Here is an 18,609-nt window from a genome sequence, read left to right as displayed (position 1 = left end):
AACCCATGCCAGAAGCGAACTTCGGGCCGTACCACGTCCGCAAGTGGTTCACCCACGTCGAGGACGTGCTGGCCAACGAGACCGGGCAGCACTCCGACGGGCCTGCGGTGCGCCGCATCGTCATCGCGGCCGCGGTCCACAACCCGTACGCGGGCAGGTTCAGCGAGGACCTGAGCGACATCGTGGCCAAGTCCGACGAACTGGGCCACGAGTTCGGCCGCCGGGCGGTCGCGGCGGCAGGCGGAGTGCCGATCTCCAGCTACGGCAAGGCCTGTGTCGTCGGCGTCAGCGGCGAGTACGAGCACGGCAACGCGTTCCTCACGCAGCTGTTCGCCGATCCGGTGCGCGACGCCGTCGGCGGTGGTAAGTCGTGGGTGCCGTCCAGCGGCAAGGTCGCCGCTGCTGGTACGACCATCGACATTCCTCTGGCGCACAAGGACGCGCTGTACGTCCGGTCGCACTACGACACGATCTCGGCCGGCTTCGGTGATGCGCCTCGGCCGGACGAGGTCGTCATCGCGTTCGCCTTCGCCTCCCGGGGCAGGCTGCACGCCCGTCTCGGTGGCCTGACCGCGGACGAGGTGCAAGGCGTGGACGGGCTGCGATGACGCCGTCGAGCCACCTGGTACCCATCAACGGCCTGGTCCACCACTATCTGGCGTGGGGTGACGAGAACGCGTCCGCCGTCCTTCTCATGCACGGACTGCGCAGCTACGCCCAGACGTGGGAGCCGGTCGCGCAAGCGTTGTCCCGCACGCACCGCGTCATCGCCCTTGATTTCCGGGGCCGCGGCGGCAGCGCGTGGGACCCGGAACGCGACTACTTCGCCGACGCGTACGTCAGCGACGTCGAGGGCCTGGTCGCGCACCTCGGGCTCACTTCGTTCAGCATCGTCGGCCACTCCATGGGCGGCACCGTCGGCTATGCCTATGCCGCACGACATTCCGATCAGGTCGAGGCGCTGGTCGTCGAGGACATCGGGCCGGGCTCGTCCACCGGAACCGCGGGCGCCGACCGGATCCTGCGGGAACTGGCGGCCACCCCGGACCGCTTCTCCTCGCTCGACGCGGTGCGCGCCTACTGGCGCCAGATCCGTCCGGACATCACCGAGGACGCGCTCGCCTCCCGCATCGCGCACACCGTGCGTCCGGACGCCGACGGCGGGTGGAAGTGGAAGTCCGACATGGCGGGGATCGCCGAGGCACGGCGCAGCGCCGATCCCGGCGGGGCTGTCGACCTGTGGGCCTGCATCGACGCGTTGCGCTGCCCGACCCTCATCCTGCGGGGCGCCCGCTCGGACTTCCTCCCAGTGGACACGTGCATGCGCATGGCGAAAGTCCAGCCGCTGCTGCGGTGGGCCGAGATCGATGACGCGGGCCACTACGCACACGACGACAACCCCGCGGAGTTCATCGAGCACGTCGCCGACTTCCTCACCGGAATCACGCGGTGAGCGGCACCCCACCGGCCTGGGTGCCGGTCGCGATCGTCGGCGCCGGCCCGATCGGCGTCACCGCGGCCAACCTGCTCGGCGTCTACGGCGTCACGACCCTGGTCATCGACAGGGAAACCGAGGTCATCGACTATCCGCGGGCGGCGGGCGTCGACGACGAAAGCCTGCGCACCTTCCAGACCGCCGAACTCGTGGACGAGATCCTTCGAGGCACCATCCAGAACGTGCCGCTGAAGCTCTTCGACGGCGGCGGACGCTGCCTCGCCGACATCCGCCCCACGGCACAGGACTACGGCTGGTACAAGCGCAACATCTTCATGCAGCCGCGCGCCGAGGCCGTCCTGCGCCGTGGCCTCGCCCGCTTTCCGCACGTGCAGGTGATGCTCGGCACCGAGCTGCGCGAACTGCGTCAGGACGCGGACGGCGTCACCCTCCGCCTGGTGACCGCGACCGGCGAGCAGCACGAGGTGCGGGCCGGCCACGTGATCGCGGCGGACGGTGGCCGCAGCCCGATCCGGACCCAGCTCGGCATCGCGCTGGAAGGCAGGACACATCCCCGCAAGTGGGTCGTCATCGACTGCGCCCACGATCCCCTCGACGCGCCGTACACCGCGCTGCACTGCGATCCACGTCGCCCGTACGTGTGCGCGCATCTGCCCGACGACCACCGCCGCTGGGAGTTCATGCTCTTTCCCGGCGAGGACGCGGACGAGATGCTCACTCCGGAACGGGTCAACGACCTGCTGCGCCACCACGTGCCCGATCCCGGTGTCGTCGAGGTGATCCGGGCGCGGGTGTACACGCATCACTCCCGCATCGCCGCACGCTTCGTCGAAGGCCGCGTGGCACTGGCCGGCGACGCCGCGCACCTGATGCCGCCGTGGGCGGGGCAAGGCATGAACACCGGCATCCGTGACGTCACGAACCTGTGCTGGAAGCTCGCCGCCATCGTCCAGGACGGCGCCGACGGATCGTTGCTGGAGACCTACGACCGCGAACGCCGCCCCCACGCCCAAGCCATGATCGATCTGTCCACGACGCTCGGCCGGGTCATCAGTCCCACGCGGAGATCCGTGGCACGAGCGCGTGACTGGTTCATCCGGGGCGCGTCCGCGGCTCCGCCGATCAAGAGGTGGACGCTGGAGATGCGGTTCAAGCCGGTGCCGCACTACCAGGACGGCTTCGTCACCAGGGAAAGGCCAGGCACCCGCCGCCCCGCCGTCGGCCGCATGATGGCCCAGCCCGTGGTGGAGACCGCCGACGGCACCTGCCGGCGGCTCGACGACGTCCTCGGTCCGTGGTTCGCCGTGATCGGGTTCGAATGCGACCCGCTGGCCGCGCTCGACGCCGCGGAACTGGCCGTGGTGGCACGGTTCCGGCCGCGCGTCGTCAAGGTCGTGGAGTCGCGGGCAGGCCGGCGTCACCACGACAAGCCCTGTGCCGACAGCGGAACCGTCGTCGTCGAGGACGTCCACAACGAACTGCGCGCCTGGTTCCAGGCCCGCAGCGGCAACGTCGTGCTGGTCCGGCCGGATCGCTACGTGGCGGCCATGACGAGTGCGGAGGAGCTCGGTGACGCGCTGGCCCTGCTCGCGGGCCGGTTCACCGGAAGCAGGGTGCCGTGATCGTCGAAGAGCGCAACTACGTTCTGGTGCCAGGCGGCACGCCGCAGTACCTCGACCAGTGGCACCGCACCGGCAGGGAGCCGCAGATCCGTCATCTCGGTGAGCCGCTGGGCGTGTACACGGTCGAGATCGGTGAGCTGAACACCCTCGTCTACCACTGGCAGTACGCCGACTTCGCAGACAGGGCGAGCCGGCGTGCACGGCTGGCGAAGGACCCGGACTTCGCCGTGTTCCGCACCAAGGTGCGGAGCTTTCTGGTCAGCCAGGCCAGCCGCATTCTCCTGCCCGCCGCACGCACAGGAAGTCCCACGCCACCATGAGCGAAACGCCCGCGCAACGCTATCTCGACGACATGGTCGCCCGTCGCGGTTATGTGCTCGACTACCACAAAGTCATGGCCGCCAACGACCTGCCGGTGTTGCAGGCGGCCGACGCTCTCGTCGGTGCGGCGTACCTGGCCCAGCGCTCGCTCGGCCGCGACGTCAAAGAGCTTCTCTTCATCCTCAGTCTCACCGTGCTGCGCGCGGACAAGGCGCACATCAAGAGCCACATCCGCGTCGCACTCGACATCGGTGTGACACCACAGGAAATCCTCGAAGCCATCGAGATCGCGCTGCCGGAAGCAGGCGTGGTCGCCTTCCAGCACGGGTTCGACGCCTGGCGCGAGGTGGTCGACGCTCCGCGGCTCGAACCGTCGCAGTCCGGTGGCTGAGGCCGTTTCCGTTCTGTGACAGCGAGATCAACTCTGTCCTATGTGGATGTTCAGCATTGCCCGACGCCGCGCGAAGTGTTGACATCGCGCAGACCGGCCGTCAGGATCTGTTCATTAAACGTACGCCATGTTCGGATATCGTACAGCCGGAACTTCATCCGGCGCCCTCTCACACCCAACGGGAGCCGAGATGAGCGATAATCCCAGTGCTTCGTTAGGACGCGCCAAGGTCACCATGTCCGGCGTTCTCGCCCAGTCCGTCGGGTTCATGGGCCCGGTGTTCTCGGTCGCCACGCTGCTGCCACTGGTCGTCGGCCTGTCTGCCACCGGTCGTGGCGCCGGCATCGCCACCCCCGTCGCGATCGTCATCGCCGGCATCGGGATCTTCGGCGCCGGCTGGGTGATCGCCCAGTACGCCAAGCGAATCCACCTGTGCGGCTCGCTGTACGAGTACATCTGCGACGCTTTCGGCCCGCGCGCCGGCATCGTGGCCGGATGGCTGTACTACGGCGCGATGGCCGTACTGGCCGCGGCGACGTTCCTGGTTCTCGGCGGGCAGACCGAGGAGTTCCTGCGCGGCGCGTTCGGCGTGAACATCGCCTGGTGGGTGCTCGCGCTGGGCTTTCTCGTGCTCGTCATGGCCGCCGTCGTCGTCGGGGTCCAGGTGTCGGTGAAGGCGCAGCTGGCCCTCGTGCTGGTCTCCGCGGCGGTCGTGGCGATCTTCGCGGTGTACGTCATCGCGAAGGGAGGGCAGGGCGGCACCAGCCTGTCGGCGGCACCGTTCAACCCGTTCGCGATCGACGGGCTCAGCCTGCTCTACGGCGTGCTCTACAGCTTCAACATGTACATCGGTTTCGAGTCCGCCGCGAACCTCGCGGAGGAGACCGACGACCCGAAGCGCCACGTACCCCGTGCCGTGCTGTGGTCTCTCACGATCGTCGGCGTCTACTTCATCCTCACCTCCTACTCCCAGGCCGTCGGTTTCGGCCTGAACGCGGAGGCGTGGAAGACCAGCCTGTTCCCGTTGCAGGCACTCGCCTCCGGCCCCGAGTTCGGCTCGGCGTGGTTCGGCCACCTCGTGTTCGTGATCATCATTCTCGACGTCGCCGCGGTGGCCATCGGCGTCTGCGTCGCCGCGACCAGAGGGCTGCTCTCCATGGCCAGGGCGGGACGCCTGCCCGTCGCACTCGCGGCGACGCACCCCCGCTTCCGCACACCGGTCGTCGCGGCGGCACTGCTCGCGGCAGTGTCCGTGGCCGCGATCGCGCTGGTGGCCCTGACCGACGGCGTGTTCTCCCGCGAGACCGCCCAGCCCGGCGTGCTGCAACCGCAGTGGGCTCCGATGTTCGGGTGGATGGCCGGGTTCGCCGGTGCCGGCCTGGCCCTGATGTACCTCACCATGTGCGTCGCGGGTGCCCGCGGCTTGTGGCACGACGTGAACCGCACCAAGCTCGTCGTGGCCGCCACCGCCGGTGTGCTGGTCGCCGGGGGCGCCGTCTTCGGTGTCGTCTACAAGGCCGCGAGCCCGCTGGACACCGTGCCGTGGGCGCTCGGCGCCTGGATCGCCGCCGGGGTGATCTGGGCGCTGGTCGTGACATCACGCCGCCCGGCGCCCGTGACCGAGGACGAACCGCACCCCGTCTGACCGCCACTTCCCACACCCGAGGACGTCAGTGAGCCCACAACTCAGGCACCCGTACGACCCGCTCACCCCTGACGAGATCACCGCCGCGGTGGCCGCCGTGCGCACGCATCGCAGCGAACTGACCGACGCACGATTTCCCGTAGTGCGAACGGATCTGCCCGCGAAGCAGGTCGTGCGGGACTGGACACCGGGCGCGCCGGTCGCGCGAGCGGCGTTCCTCGTCGTCTACGACCGCGCGGACGCCGCCACCTACGAGGCCGTGGTCGACCTGGCCACGGGTGAGATCACCCGCTGGCAGCACATCGCCGGCGTGCAGCCGGGCATCATGATCGAGGAGATCATGGAGCTCGAGGACATCGTCAGGAAGGACCCTGCTGCCGTCGCGGCACTCGCCCGGCACGGCGTGCACGACCTGGACCTGCTGCAGATCGACCCGTGGTCCACCGGCACGCTGCCGGTGGACGGGGTGTCCCCGCTGCGGCGGATCATGCGGGCCAGCGCCTACGTTCGCGAGTTCCCCGAGGACAACGGTTACGCGCGACCGGTGGGCAACCTGGTGTTCATCATCGACTGCAACGAGAAGTCGGTCGCCGCGATCCAGGAGGGCGCGCCGATCCCCCTGCCGCCCGAGAGCGGCAACTACGACGTCGGCAGCGTCCGCCCGTTGCGCACCGGCCTGCGCCCGTTGGAGATCACCCAGCCGGAAGGACCGTCGTTCACCGTCAGCGGCAACGTGATCGAGTGGCAGCGCTGGCGCCTGCACGTGCACGTCGACGCCGTCGAAGGGCTCGTGGTCAGCGACGTGTCCTATCTGGACGGTGAGCGGCGCCGTTCGGTCCTGCACCGCGCCGCGATCAGCGAGATGGTCGTTCCCTACGGCGACACCAGCGACGACTTCTACTTCCGCAACGTCTTCGACGCGGGCGAGTACAACCTCGGCAAGACCGTCGGCTCGCTCGCGCTCGGCTGCGACTGCCTCGGGGAGATCCGCTACCTCGACGCCGTGCTCTCCGACGAGTCCGGCACACCGCAGACGATCACCAACGCGATCTGCATGCACGAGGAGGACTACGGAATCCTCTGGAAGCACTGGAACTTCCGGTATGCCTCCTCCCCGGAGGTCCGCCGGTCCCGTCGCTTCGTCGTCTCCGCCATCCACACCATCGGCAACTACGAGTACGGCTTCTTCTGGTACTTCTACCTCGACGGCACCATCCAGTTCGAGAGCAAGCTGACCGGCATCGTCCAGACGCGTGCCGTCGCGCCCGGCACGACACCCGAGTTCGGCACGCTCGTCGCGCCCCAGCTCGACGCGCCGAACCACCAGCACATGTTCAACATGCGTCTGGACCTGGAGATCGACGGACCTGCCAACACCGTGCTCGAGGTCGACGCCGTGGGCCTGCCCATGGGTCCGGGCAACGAACACGGCAACGCCATCGTGGCCCGCAAGACCGAGATCACCAACGAACGGGACGCCCGCCGCGCGTGCGACCCGTTGGCCGCCAGGACGTGGAAGGTGGTCAACCCCAACGTGGTCAACCGCTTCGGCGCCCCCGTCGGCTACAAGCTCGTGCCGTTCGTCGGCCCGACCCTGCTCGCCGCGCCGGAGAGCGATCTCGCGAAACGAGCCGAGTTCGCGCGCCACCACCTCTGGGTCACCCGGTACGACCCGAAGGAGCTGCACGCGGCGGGCGACTACCCGAACCAGCACCCCGGCGACGGCATCGGCGAGTGGGTGCGCCAGGAACGCGACCTCGTCAACACCGACGTCGTTCTCTGGCACACCTTCGGCACCTCGCACCTGCCACGGCCGGAAGACTGGCCGATCATGCCGTGCGAGTACGTCGGGTTCTCGCTCAAACCTGCCGGGTTCTTCGACCGGAACCCGTCGCTGGACGTGCCGCCACCCGGTCACGGCACCGCGTCGCACTGCCATCCCGGCGACACGTGACGGGTCACGACTCACGAGCTTGAGAAGATCGAGACCCAGCACGACCACGCGGCGATTGCGCATCACGGGAGCGTGCTGGGACTTGACCTTCAGCTGGAAGTCACATGTCAACCGGGCAGATCAATGATCTTCCTGACGATGAACGAGCCCTCCGCGTCCACCTCGATCACCGGCAGCCGGCGACCGGTGGAGTTGCCCGTCGTGGCGTTGATCCCGAACGTGCCTCCTGCGCCGTTCACCGCGTTCTTCTTGCGGTCCAGCCGCGACAGTGCGGCCCGGACGTCCTTGCGTGTCACCGTGGCGCCGGCACCGAGCCCGCTGGCCGCCTGGCTGATCGACTCCGTGGTGGCGAGCATCGCGTCGTGCATCATGATGCCCCAGCCGTCGTCCAGGTCCTCCCGGCGGAACCCGAGCCGGTCGAACTCCTTGCCGATGGCCACGAATCCCAGGTCTTCGCGCATCGCGTCCGGATCGAAGTGCGGGGTGTAGACGATCGCGAGCTTCGCGTCGTCCTCCTTGGGTCGCAGGTCGTTGCGGGACCGCAACATCGAGGCGTCGGAGCCGGTCACCAGGGTGATCTGCCGGTCCAGCGCGCAGCCTCGGTCACGCAGGTTGCGGATCAGGTCGTCGAGCAGGACCGCGCGGCCGGCATAGAGGATCGTGGTGGGTGCGCCGTCGGCGCACAGGTCCTTGGTGATCTCGTTGAACTGGGTGTCCAGTGCCGCCTCGGTGTCGAACGGGCTCTGCACCGTGATCTGCGGACCGCGCCGGTCGGTGGCCGCTTGCTTGAACTCCCGGTACAGCGTCGAGGTGTAGAGGTCCTGGTCGTTCGTGTCGTACACCAGCATCGCCGTGCCGACGCCGGATCCGGTGAGGAACGCCGACAGCACTTCGATCTGGTCGGCGCTCGTCGTGTTCACACGGGTGAAACCCTTGATGTAACCAGATTTTCCGTCCTGCTCGTCGACGTTGATGTCGGTGGCGGTCACGACCGAGGCCACCATGGGGATGTCGGCCGCGGCGAGAGCCTTCGCCGCTTCCTGGGTCGGCATCGTGCTGAGCCCGATGCCGACCACCCCCACGAGGTCGTTCACCGTGCTGGTGAGCTGGTCGACGACCTCCCGCCATCCCTGCTGCGTGCTGCCGGGGTTCGCCAGGACCAGCCGCACCTTGGGCAGCCTTCCCGGCCGGTTCGCGGCGAGCTGCGCGACGTGCGCACCCTCCAGCTGCGCACGCACCCGTTCCCAGGTCACGCTGCCCGCGTCCTGTGGCAACGGCGTCATCGGGGTCATCATCGCGACCGTGACGTGCGGCTCAGCCTTGATCTTGTCGTTCTCGGCGTAGATCTTGCGCTGCGCGTCGCCGAGCCGGTCGTCGAAGACGTACGAGCTGTGCGCGATGCCGACGCATTCCCCGTCGCGCTTGTACACCTCGTCGCCGCACTTCCACAGCTGCGGTACGACGACGAACCCGGCGACCGCCAGTACCGCGGCCGCGGCCACCACCGCGACGACCTTGGCTTGCCCACGCCTGCGCCGTTCCATTGTGGACACCGGGGGCATCATCGAAGGACGAGGTGCGGCGCGGCCAGACGAAGTGCGGCCTGCCGAGGTGCGGGCCGCGGTCTCCGGCATATCGTCGACGGTCTCCGCCCGCTGGTCCAGCGCGTCGGCCTCGTGCCGCAGGTCGTTGCGAGCTGCCCCAGGGTCCTGCGCGAGCATGCGCAGGTCGAACGCGGCACTGCGGTACAGATCCTTGCGCCTGGTCGTGGTCAGCGGATCCCGTGCGATCCACAACGCCGCGACGATCCTGGCGAGCGTCCGGCTCCGGCTGTCCGAGGGCTGCCACCCGGCGGCGGCGGCGAGCACGCGGTCCGGTTCGGCGTCGTCGTGGTCGAGCCTCAGGTCGTTGGGCGCCTCGGTGATGGAGTGCAACGACTCCAGCCAGGTCTTCGCATCGGACAGCCCGTGCTCGAGCCGAGCCACCACCGCCTGGACATCCCGCGCGGCGAGCGCGTGATACTGCCGGTCCGTCCCCTTGTTCCGCAACCAGCTGTGCACCGCGAGCCAGCGTTCGCGCTCCTCGGCCAGCTCGGCGAGCATCAGGTGACGGAACGCGGGCAGCATGACCTTCTTGCCTGCCTCCACGACCTGGAGCTCCGCCGGCACCAGCGCCGCGTTGTCGGCGGGCGAGACGATCAACCCGCTGTCCCGCAACAGCTCGGCCTGGTCGATGTCACGGGCCGCCGCGCATGCCCGCAAGCGCGTCAGCAACTCCTCGCCGGGCTTGTCGCCGAGGAACTTGCGGCGCAGCCGTTGCCGGACGGTGATCTGCTCGTCCTTGTCCACCGAGCCGGGGAACTCGTCGGACAACAGTTCCCGCAGCGAACCCGGCCTGCTGACCCGGTCGCTGAGCGCCTTGACGAGCACGGCCGTCGCCGCGGGGTGGCCGAGCGTCATCCGGTAGATCCAGGACGCGAACGTGCGCCGCTCGTCCATCCACTGCGGCGCGACGTCGTCCAGCATCCCTGCGACCTCGTCGAGGGTCAGGTCCCGCAGCCGCACCGGGTACGAGTCGGAGCGGTACTCGCCCTGCCGCTCCTCCAGGTAGCTCGCGTAGCTCGCCTCCTCGGCGAACGGAATGCGTTCTTTCGGATCCAGGTGCCGGGGCAGAGCGCCACCGCTGGTCGCGATCACGGTCAGCGGATCCGGCTCGGCCTTGCGCCGGACGTCGGTGAGCGCCCGGTAGAGGATCCGGCCCTGATCCGCGTCGATGTTGTCCAGCAGCAGCACGCAGTTCAGCGACCACCTCCGCTTGCGGCCACCGGAGCCGAACGCCGCGCGCAGGTCGGCGAGGAACGCGCCCCACAGCACCTCGGTCGCGGCCTGGCGCTGTTCCTCCCTCGCGTCGTTCCTGGTGAGCTGGTTGATCCTGACCAGCTCGTCGTACGCGACGGTCTTGTCCGAGCCGTAGTGGGCGAGTCCGGTGCCCAGCACGAACTGCCGGCTCCACCCGTTCGCCTTGAGCCCGGCCAGCACCAGCTCCGGCGCGTACCGCGCGGCCGGGCCGATCACCGGCACGAACTGGGCGGCCTGCTCGGCCATCACGCCGATGATCTCGCGCAGCTTGTCGACGTTGTGCGTCTCCTCCAGCGCTCTTTCCAGCTGCTCGTGCTTCTTGCCACGGGTCAGACCGGTGAAGTCCTGGGCGATCGCGACCTGAGCGGTCACGAACCGCGGGAACGGAACCGTCCCGTATCCCGCGGCCGTGCGGTTGAGCTCGAAGGTGAGGCTCGCGAGCACCTCCCACGCGGCGTTGGCCTTCAACGTCGCGCAGTCGATGCCGGCGTGCGGAACGTTGCCGGTCAGCCGCGACTCGACCTCGTCGAGCAGCGCGGTCTTGCCAGAGCCCTTGGGGCCGGTGAACACCAGCACCGGTGTACGCCGGGTGGTCGGCACACCGTGGTGCTCCGGCCTCTCCATGAACTCCCGCACCAAGGTGAGCAGGCTTCCCTGTTGCATCGGCGGCCCCCCTGCACGATACGAACGCGTGGTCACATGATCGCTCTCGTGGCGGGGAGTTGTCACTGCCCCAAACGATGACGAACACCTGTCATTGCTTTCGGCCTGCCCGGTGGGCCCCGCTCTCCGCCGGCGCGATGAAGCGCTAGTGGTGTTTCAGATATGAGGGCTCGACCGCCGTCACCAACCTGCGCCAGCCGGTGGGCGTTGCCGGATACTTTTTTCGATCCGGGGCCACCAGCCATGCGTTGGCATCCTGGTCGACGATGAGGAAAATCGGCACACGGGTCGCGTCCTGGTGGCCGAGGCACCACATCTTTCCGATGGTGTACCGGCGGGTCACCATACGCGGGTGCAATGAATCGAGATCCTCTTCCTCGGATTCGGCGGTCTCCCACAGCGGTTTGATTCCCGTACCGGCGAAGTGCACCCGTTCCGGCTCCTTTGACGGCAGTTCGACGAAGAAGTAGGAGCGGCCGGTCAGTCGCCTCAGCGACTGCCGTCGACGTTCCTTTCGGATCGGCTTGCACAGTTGCAGCAATGCGTCACCGACAATTGCGCGACTTCGTTCCATGTCCGCAACGTTGGTCATGACCGTCACCGTAGCGAGCACCGGTGGTGAGCAGGCGCCAACGGGCAATTCATGGCCGGAACCTGCCGCGAGCAGACAACGGACAACTGAAGTGAGGCCCGAAAACCCGGTGAAGGCTCCCTTCAGGGGGAACACCGGGCTCAGCTCACCGCCGACTGCTGCGGAACCGTGGCGGGGTCGGCAGGCTTCTCGCGGGTGACGTACTGAGGCACCGGCGCACCGTCGTCGCCGGTGTCGCGCACCAGCCCGTAGCGGATCCCGCCCTTCCCGCCGGTGACGCCGGCCGGTGGCGCGGTGATGTCGGCGGTCACCTCGTCCCACGTCTTCGGCGTGGCGGTGATGTTGTAGTCCGCGCCGCGCTCGTTGTTGTAGAGCGCGACTTCGCCGTCGAGGTAGAAGAACTCGTTCTGCCACATCTGCTGCGCCCCGGCCGGCAGGTGGACGTACCCGGCCGCCGGACCGCTCGGGCCCGGCACCGGCTCACCCATCGGGGAGTACCCCGCTGGCTTGCCGGGCGACTGGTCGTCCATGCGCTTCGTCCCGCCGGACGCGACGTGGAACAGCTTGCCCCGCAAGCCGGTCCAGGTCGGCATGACCATCCCACCTGGACGGTTGAACCACGCGATCTCGTACCGCACCATGAAGTAGCCGCGTCCGCGCAGCACGACGTGCTCACCTCGGCGCATCATCACGTACCGTCCGCCGATCCAGCCCCTCTGCGGGTCGGCGTACTGCCCGCCGGCCGCCGTGATCTCACCGGCCGGCCGCACCGGCAGTTTCTTCGGCGGGGTCAGCTTGTCTGGTGCGGAGTCCACGGTGTCGACCACGCTGCCGTACCGGGGTCCAGCGGGCGCGGCCGGTGTCGTCTTGGGCGTGGTTGTTGCTGTTGTTGTTGCGGTGTCAGTGGATGACGGCGCCACCGTCGTCGTTGTGGTCGAGGTCGTCGTTGTGGGCGTGATCTCACCGGTTTGCGCTGCCGGTTGGGGCGAGGCGTCCGGGGTCGAGGTGTACACGACGGTGCCCGCCGTGACGGCGACGACCGTCGCGACGGCCGCGGCGACCGGTTTCGAGAACAGGCCCTTCCACCACCGCACTGCGCCGGAGCCACCGGAGCCACCGAGCACCTGCGGCAGCAACGCGACCGGCACCGGCACCAGCGCCAGCCCGGCGAGCAGCCGTTCCGCGGGCACCTGCTCCTGCCACACGACCTCACAGCGCCCGCAGACCCTGGTGTGCTGGGCGATCCGCTTGCGCCAGAGCGCGGTCGGCACGCCGTCCCAGTTGCGCACGACGACAACCAGTTCGGGACAACGCGGTTCCATCCGCAGCACCCGCACGACGGCCCGTCCCGCGGCGAGCGTCGCCTTGGACCGCTGAACGCGCACGGCGGCGTGCTGGGTCGTGATGCCCATGGCCGCCGCGAGCTCGGCCCTGCTCAGTTCACCGGAAGCCTCCAGCCACCACAGGGACAGCAGCTCGCGGTCGTCGCTGTCGACCCAGCGCGTCGCTTCGGCGACCTCGCGCCGCTGTCCCGAGAGCTCCAGCCGCAACAAGGTCAGGTCGACGAAGTCGGCACCGGGATCCGCGACCTCCGCGAGCTCACGGTCGTCGGCTCGCGCGACCAGGCGTCCGCGATCACGCACCTGCCGCATCGTGATCGCCACGAGCCACGAGCGGAAGCTGCCGGGATCACGCAGCGCACCGAGCCCGTGCACGACCCGCAGCATCGTCTCCTGCACGACGTCGTCGATGTCGCTGTGCCCGGCCAGCGCTCGTCCCACGATGTTGTAGACGAGCGGCAGATAGCCCGCCACCAGCTCGTCCAACGCGCGCTGGTCGCCTGCCTGTGCCGCGACCACCGTCGCAGTCCCCGGTTGTGCGTTCACCGCTGTTCACTCCTCGCCCGTCATCCTGCCTGCACACAGGAGACGGACCAGAGGCGCCCCGATAACAGAAATCGTGGCCGGAGGTTCAGCCGACCACGTGCACGGGGCGTGGCGCCGCGCCAAGCGCCGCGTCGAGGGCGGCCGGCGGCTCCGTCGGGTAGACCGCGGCGCAGTGGGTGTGGGGCGCTGGTGTGACGACGTCGATCAGGTACTTGTCGATGTGGCCCTGCGCGCAGGTGCTGCGGAAGTACTGGCCGTGACCGATGCCGTCGTAGCTCAGCAGCACGGAGTTCCTGATCTGCCTGGCCACCGCGAAGTTCCACGCCTCCGGCGTCGCGACATCGGCGGCGGACTTCACGATCAGGATCGTGGGTGTGTTCCTGATCGACAGCCGGTGCTGCGGATTGTTCACCCTGGCCGGCCAGCCCAGGCAGGACGTGACGTCGCTCCAGAACGGGCTGAGCTTCGTGTGCGGGGCGACCGCGGCGGCCTGGTCGCGGTACGCCCGCAGGTCGCGATACCCGTCGACCCGCCATTTCCAGTCCTGGCACCAGATCGCCTGGTAGGAGTTGCCCATCAGCTCGTCCTCGCCGGCAGTCGTGGTCGCCAGGGGCGCCGGTGCGCCTCCCGCGAGCGAGCGCAGCCGGGTCGCGATGCGGTACCAGCTCGACGACGGCGAGTACATCGCCCCGAACAGCTCACCGCGCAGCCTCTCCGCGGACACCGGTCGCCCGCTGTCCGGATCGATCAGCGTGCCCGCCTCCGCTTTCGCGTGCAGACCGTCCCAGAGGGCGCGCACGTCCTGTCCGTGCAGCGGGCAGTTCGCTGTGCGGGCGCACCAGTCCGCGAAGGCGTTGAACGAGCCCTCCAGGTCCTCGGTGGCCGTCGCGATGTACCGGCCGGGCGAGGTGAGGCTGTGGTCCATGTTGGAGTCGATCGTCATGGCCCGCAGGCGGGCCGGGAACAGCTCGGCGTACTGCTGCCCCACCTGCGAGCCGTAGGAGGCACCGTAGAAGCTGATCTTCTTCTCACCGAGCGCGGCGCGGATGGCGTCCAGATCGCGCACCGCGCTCTTGGTGTCCACGTGGTCGAACACCGGGCCGGTGTGCTTGCGGCAGTCGGCGCCGAGCTTGGCGTTGTACGCCAGCAGGTCCTGGTACTCCTGCTCGCTGGACGGGTAGTTCGCCGGCCACTGGCCGAGCAGCTCGGCGCTGCACTTGACCTCGTTGCTGCGACCGACGCCGCGCTGGTCCCAGGTGACGATGTCGAACCGCTTGCGCAGTTCACCCGAGTTGATCCGGTTCTGGCCCAGGACGTACGCGTCGATCCCGGACCCTCCCGGACCGCCAGGGGCGACGAACAGCATGCCGATCCGGCGTTCCGGCTCTGCGGCCTTCAACCGGCCGATGACCACGCCGAGCTTCTCGCCCTTCGGCTTGTTCCAGTCGACTGGCACCTGCACGGTGGCGCACTCACCCGGCTGCCCCTCCTCGCACGGGCTCCAGGAGAGGGCAGGGGCGTGGGGCTGGCCCGCCGCCGCGCCGGTGCCGGTGAGCGTCGAAAACACGACTGCCGAGACCAGCGTCGAAACCAAGAAACGCCTGAACACACGTCCTCCGTCAGATGATCGGCTGCTGCGTGGGCCCACGGATGCGGCGAAACCAAAGGCCCGAAAGCCGTTCGGCACCAACAAACTACCGCCGGACGAGGCCACTCAAGTACCCGATTTCGAAGAACACCCGATCTCCGCCCCGGCCGAAGACTCCGAACGCCGTCTTGACCGCCGCCGGCCGAACCAGGACTCTGGGAGCGCTCCCAGAAACGTCGACGAGGACGTGATGCGCATGGCAAGCCGCCGGCTCCTCCTGGTGTCCGCGCTCGTCGCGGCCTGTCTGCCCGCGGTGGCGACCACCGCGGCCGGCGCACCGGACGCCACCGTCGTGGTGAACGCGAAAGCGGGGCTGACCACCGTGCCGGACACCGCGCTCGGCGTGAACCACGCGATCTGGGACAGCCAGCTCGGCACGGACGAGGTGGCCGACCTGCTCGGCGACGCGGGCGTGCGGATGATGCGTTACCCCGGCGGGTCGTACGGCGACATCTACCACTGGAAGGACCACACGGCCCCCGGCGGTTACGTGGCACCGAACACGGACTTCGACACCTTCATGGGCGGCGTGCGCCGCGCACAGGCGCAGCCGATCATCATCGCGAACTACGGCACCGGCACGCCGCAGGAGGCCGCTGACTGGGTGCGTTACGCCAACCTCACCAAGGGGTACGGCGTGAAGTACTGGGAGATCGGCAACGAGCTTTACGGCAACGGTCACTACGGCAGCAAGTGGGAAGCGGACGACCACCCCGACAAGAGTCCCGCCGGATATGCCAGGGAAACCGTGGCCTACGCCAAGGCGATGAAGGCGGTCGACCCCACCATCAAGATCGGCGCCGTGCTCACCACGCCCGCGAACTGGCCGGACGCGATCGTCGCTGCCGGTGACGCCGCGAGCTGGAACCAGACGGTGCTGTCGATCGCGGGCCCGCACGTGGACTTCGTCATCGTGCACTGGTATCCCAGCGGGTCGACGACGGCCGACACGTTGGCGAGCGCGGACCAGGTCTCCGACATGACGTACCTGCTGCGCCAGCAGATCACCCGGTACGCCGGCCAGGACGCGGACCGCATCGGGATCGCCATGACCGAGCTGAACACCACGTACGGCCGCAACACCCAGCCCGGCGCGCTGTTCGCGGCAGAGGCCTACACCTCGTTGCTGGAGAACGGCGTGTTCACCGTCGACTGGTGGAACACCCACAACGGCCCCGGCAAAGCGTCCACTGTGGCCGGTCAGCCGGACTACGACGACTTCGGCCTGCTCTCCAGCGGCACGTGCCTGTCGGACGGCGTCTGCGAGCCGCCGTTGAACACGCCGTTCGCGCCGTACCACGCGCTGAAGATGCTGAACCTCTTCACCCGTCCCGGCGATCAGCTCATCCGCGCCGGCTCCGGCGATCCGTCGATCCGGGCACACGCGGCGCGGCGACCGAACGGTGACCTCGCCGTGTTGCTGCTCAACACCGACCCGGACAACTCACGCACGGTCGCCATCGACTACGCCGGTTACGCACCTTCCTCTGGTGCGCCGACCGTGCACACGTTCGCCAACGGCGCGACCGGCATCTCGACCTCGACGGACGGCAGCGCGACCAGCCGGACGCTGCCGCCGTTCTCGCTCACGACGCTCGTCCTGCGTCCGTCCGATCCGGCACAGCTTCCTGCCGCGCCAGGCCAGCCGGCCGCTGGTGCGGTCACCGATCGCACGGCGACGATCACCTGGCCGTCCGTGCCCGGTGTCGTGAAGTACGAGGTCCATCGTCAGCTCGGCACGACCAGCGAGCAGTGGGGCGAGACGTCCGGCACCTCGTTCACCGTCGGAAACCTGAACCCCGGCAACAGATACACCGTCAACGTGCTGGCGAGGGACGCCGCGGGCGCCGTTTCGTGGGCGTCTCCACCGCTCACCCTCACCACCGTCAGTCCAGCCCAGAGCACCTGCACGGTTCGCCTGACCAACGTGAACGACTGGAGCAGCGGGTTCGTCGGCGCCGTGGACATCACCAACACCGGCACTCAGACTCTCGCCGACTGGACGCTGACGTTCAGCTGGCCCACCGGCCGGCAGCAGGTGGCGTCGGGCTGGAACGCGACGTGGATCCAGACCGGCAGCACGGTCACCGTCACCGGTTCCAGCCGCATCGACCCGAACGCCACGGTCGGTGCCGGGTTCGTCGGCAACTACACAGGGCCCAACATTCCGCCGACGGCCTTCACGCTCAACGGAACGCTCTGCCACACGGGGTGACATGTCGGGCATCGAGAGTGTGAGAGCCTTCTCACTGGAATCGGCTTTGTCCGGCACAACAACGGAATGACCGATCGCCTGTTGTACGTGCGCGCACGCGACGGGATTCGAACGCACATCCTGCACGTCGTCACGGTGGAAAGCTGGCCGACGCGCAATCAGCGGACCCTGCGGGACTACCTGCGGAGCCATCCGGCTGAGGCCGCTCGATCAGCTCAGCCTCCACAGTGGATGGGCTTGCCTTACGCGTCAGTAGTTGACACGATCACGGCCGCCGCGATCGGCTTTCCTTTCTCCCAAAGGGGTTCACGTTGTCCAGACGATGGTCCGTGGCCGCAGCGGTCGCTTTGCTGGTGGCCGTCGCGGGTGTGACGGGCGCCGTCGCGCTGAGCAACCGGACGAGCATCGCGGGTGAAGCCGTCCCCGCGGCCGGAGCTACTCCGTCCTCTGGCGCCGTTGCCGAGCCCACCTCGGTCCCGGACACGACCACCACCACTTCCGCTCCACCCTCGACGTCTTCGTCCGCTCCACCGGCTCCCGCGCCGGTCGCGGCCGGCACGCCGCTGGCAGGACGGATCAAGCCGGGCGAGCCCCACACCGGTGTCGCGACGTTCTACGACTCCAACGGCGGCGGCGCGTGCTCCTACGACCCCGGCCCTGATCCGTTGACCGCCGCGATGAACTGGGCGGACTACGAGGACTCCAAGGCGTGCGGCGCCTACGTGCTGGTGCGGACGGCGAACGGCAAGAGCCTGACGGTGCGGATCACCAACCTCTGCCCCGCGCCGTGCCGGGTCGGGCAGCTGGACCTGAGCGCGGAGGCGTTCGCGCAGCTGGCGCCACCCGTCCAAGGCGAGATCCCGATCACGTGGACGCTGGTGAGCCCGGCGCTGCAGAAGAACATCTCCGTTCGCTACAAGACCGGGTCGAGCCAGTACTGGTGCGGGATCCAGGTCATCGACCACCGCAATCCGGTGGCACGGCTGGAGGTTCAGGCCGGTGGGCAGTGGCGGGAGCTCAAGCGCACCGACTACAACTACTTCCTCTCCGAGAACGGTGCCGGGTGCGGAGGGGCCATCGCGATCACCGACATCCACGGGCAGCGCCTGGTCGTGAACGCCTTGCCGGTCAAGGCCGATGTCGTCCAGGGCACGAGCGTGCAGTTCGCGGCGCACTGAACCGCACGCCCGTGCGCCAGATCAGACGGTGGCGGTGGCGCGGGCGGCCAGACCCTCGATGACCACGGTCAGCTTCTCGGTGACCTCGGGGTCGTCGACCGGGTGGAGGTCGGCGAAGCGGGTGACCGAGCCGGGGATCGACAGCGTCAGGTCCTCGACGACCGCGGCACCGGCGATGCC

At 68.7% G+C, this 18,609-nt stretch carries 13 protein-coding genes and 1 pseudogene; 10 read left to right on the top strand and 4 right to left on the bottom strand.

Going from position 1 to position 18,609, the window contains the following annotated elements:
- Positions 1-5 precede the first annotated feature (5 nt).
- From FXN61_RS11490 to FXN61_RS11460, 7 genes are all read left to right on the top strand, one after another.
- Positions 6-608 carry an amino acid synthesis family protein gene (locus FXN61_RS11490; protein ID WP_167973048.1) on the top strand — a complete coding sequence of 201 codons (603 nt, stop codon included), beginning with the start codon at positions 6-8 and terminating at the stop codon, positions 606-608.
- Entirely contained in the window at positions 605-1,453 is an 849-nt protein-coding gene (locus FXN61_RS11485; RefSeq protein WP_167973046.1) for an alpha/beta fold hydrolase, read from the top strand. The genes FXN61_RS11490 and FXN61_RS11485 overlap by 4 nt, the downstream gene beginning before the upstream one ends.
- Complete coding sequence (locus FXN61_RS11480; protein ID WP_312877660.1) at positions 1,450-3,078, top strand: bifunctional 3-(3-hydroxy-phenyl)propionate/3-hydroxycinnamic acid hydroxylase; 1,629 nt, start codon at positions 1,450-1,452, stop codon at positions 3,076-3,078. The genes FXN61_RS11485 and FXN61_RS11480 overlap by 4 nt, the downstream gene beginning before the upstream one ends.
- Entirely contained in the window at positions 3,075-3,398 is a 324-nt protein-coding gene (locus tag FXN61_RS11475) for an NIPSNAP family protein (RefSeq protein ID WP_167973044.1), read from the top strand. Before FXN61_RS11480 ends, FXN61_RS11475 begins: the two co-directional genes overlap by 4 nt.
- Positions 3,395-3,790, top strand: a complete 396-nt coding sequence (locus FXN61_RS11470) for a carboxymuconolactone decarboxylase family protein (protein WP_167973041.1) — start codon at positions 3,395-3,397, stop codon at positions 3,788-3,790. Before FXN61_RS11475 ends, FXN61_RS11470 begins: the two co-directional genes overlap by 4 nt.
- A gap of 190 nt (positions 3,791-3,980) precedes the next feature.
- On the top strand, positions 3,981-5,435 hold the full coding sequence (locus FXN61_RS11465) for an APC family permease (protein WP_167973039.1): 1,455 nt from the start codon (positions 3,981-3,983) through the stop codon (positions 5,433-5,435).
- 28 nt (positions 5,436-5,463) lie between these two features.
- The gene (locus FXN61_RS11460; protein ID WP_167973037.1) at positions 5,464-7,389 is read left to right on the top strand and encodes a primary-amine oxidase; all 1,926 of its coding nucleotides are present in this window, start codon (positions 5,464-5,466) and stop codon (positions 7,387-7,389) included.
- A gap of 107 nt (positions 7,390-7,496) precedes the next feature.
- On the opposite strand, the gene FXN61_RS11455 is transcribed toward FXN61_RS11460, so the two are convergent.
- The 4 genes from FXN61_RS11455 to FXN61_RS11440 all read right to left on the bottom strand — a co-directional run bounded on the left by FXN61_RS11455 (position 7,497) and on the right by FXN61_RS11440 (position 14,955).
- Positions 7,497-10,910 (bottom strand): hypothetical protein, encoded by a 3,414-nt coding sequence (locus tag FXN61_RS11455; protein ID WP_167973035.1) that lies wholly within the window; start codon positions 10,908-10,910, stop codon positions 7,497-7,499.
- 145 nt (positions 10,911-11,055) lie between these two features.
- Complete coding sequence (locus tag FXN61_RS11450) at positions 11,056-11,637, bottom strand: hypothetical protein (protein WP_167973033.1); 582 nt, start codon at positions 11,635-11,637, stop codon at positions 11,056-11,058.
- Positions 11,638-11,642: 5 nt separating this feature from the next.
- Positions 11,643-13,388 (bottom strand): RNA polymerase sigma factor, encoded by a 1,746-nt coding sequence (locus tag FXN61_RS11445; RefSeq protein ID WP_167973031.1) that lies wholly within the window; start codon positions 13,386-13,388, stop codon positions 11,643-11,645.
- 85 nt (positions 13,389-13,473) lie between these two features.
- A complete protein-coding gene (locus tag FXN61_RS11440; RefSeq protein WP_167973029.1) occupies positions 13,474-14,955 on the bottom strand; it encodes an alpha/beta hydrolase in 1,482 nt (493 codons plus the stop codon).
- Positions 14,956-15,232: 277 nt separating this feature from the next.
- Here FXN61_RS11440 and FXN61_RS11435 point away from each other — a divergent pair, with 277 nt between their 5' ends.
- From FXN61_RS11435 to FXN61_RS11425, 3 genes and pseudogenes are all read left to right on the top strand, one after another.
- On the top strand, positions 15,233-17,251 hold the full coding sequence (locus FXN61_RS11435; protein ID WP_246291301.1) for a cellulose binding domain-containing protein: 2,019 nt from the start codon (positions 15,233-15,235) through the stop codon (positions 17,249-17,251).
- Between the two features lie 33 nt (positions 17,252-17,284).
- Positions 17,285-17,623, top strand: a pseudogene (locus tag FXN61_RS56245) (GrpB family protein); the annotation flags it as partial.
- Positions 17,581-18,429 carry an expansin EXLX1 family cellulose-binding protein gene (locus tag FXN61_RS11425; RefSeq protein WP_312877659.1) on the top strand — a complete coding sequence of 283 codons (849 nt, stop codon included), beginning with the start codon at positions 17,581-17,583 and terminating at the stop codon, positions 18,427-18,429. The pseudogene FXN61_RS56245 and the gene FXN61_RS11425, both read left to right, overlap by 43 nt.
- The last annotated feature ends 180 nt before the right edge of the window (positions 18,430-18,609 follow it).

Source organism: Lentzea indica (assembly GCF_012184385.1).
Classification (GTDB): domain Bacteria; phylum Actinomycetota; class Actinomycetes; order Mycobacteriales; family Pseudonocardiaceae; genus Lentzea; species Lentzea indica.
Note: the sequence above shows the minus strand (reverse complement) of the source record. Positions and strands in the feature narration are given on the sequence as shown.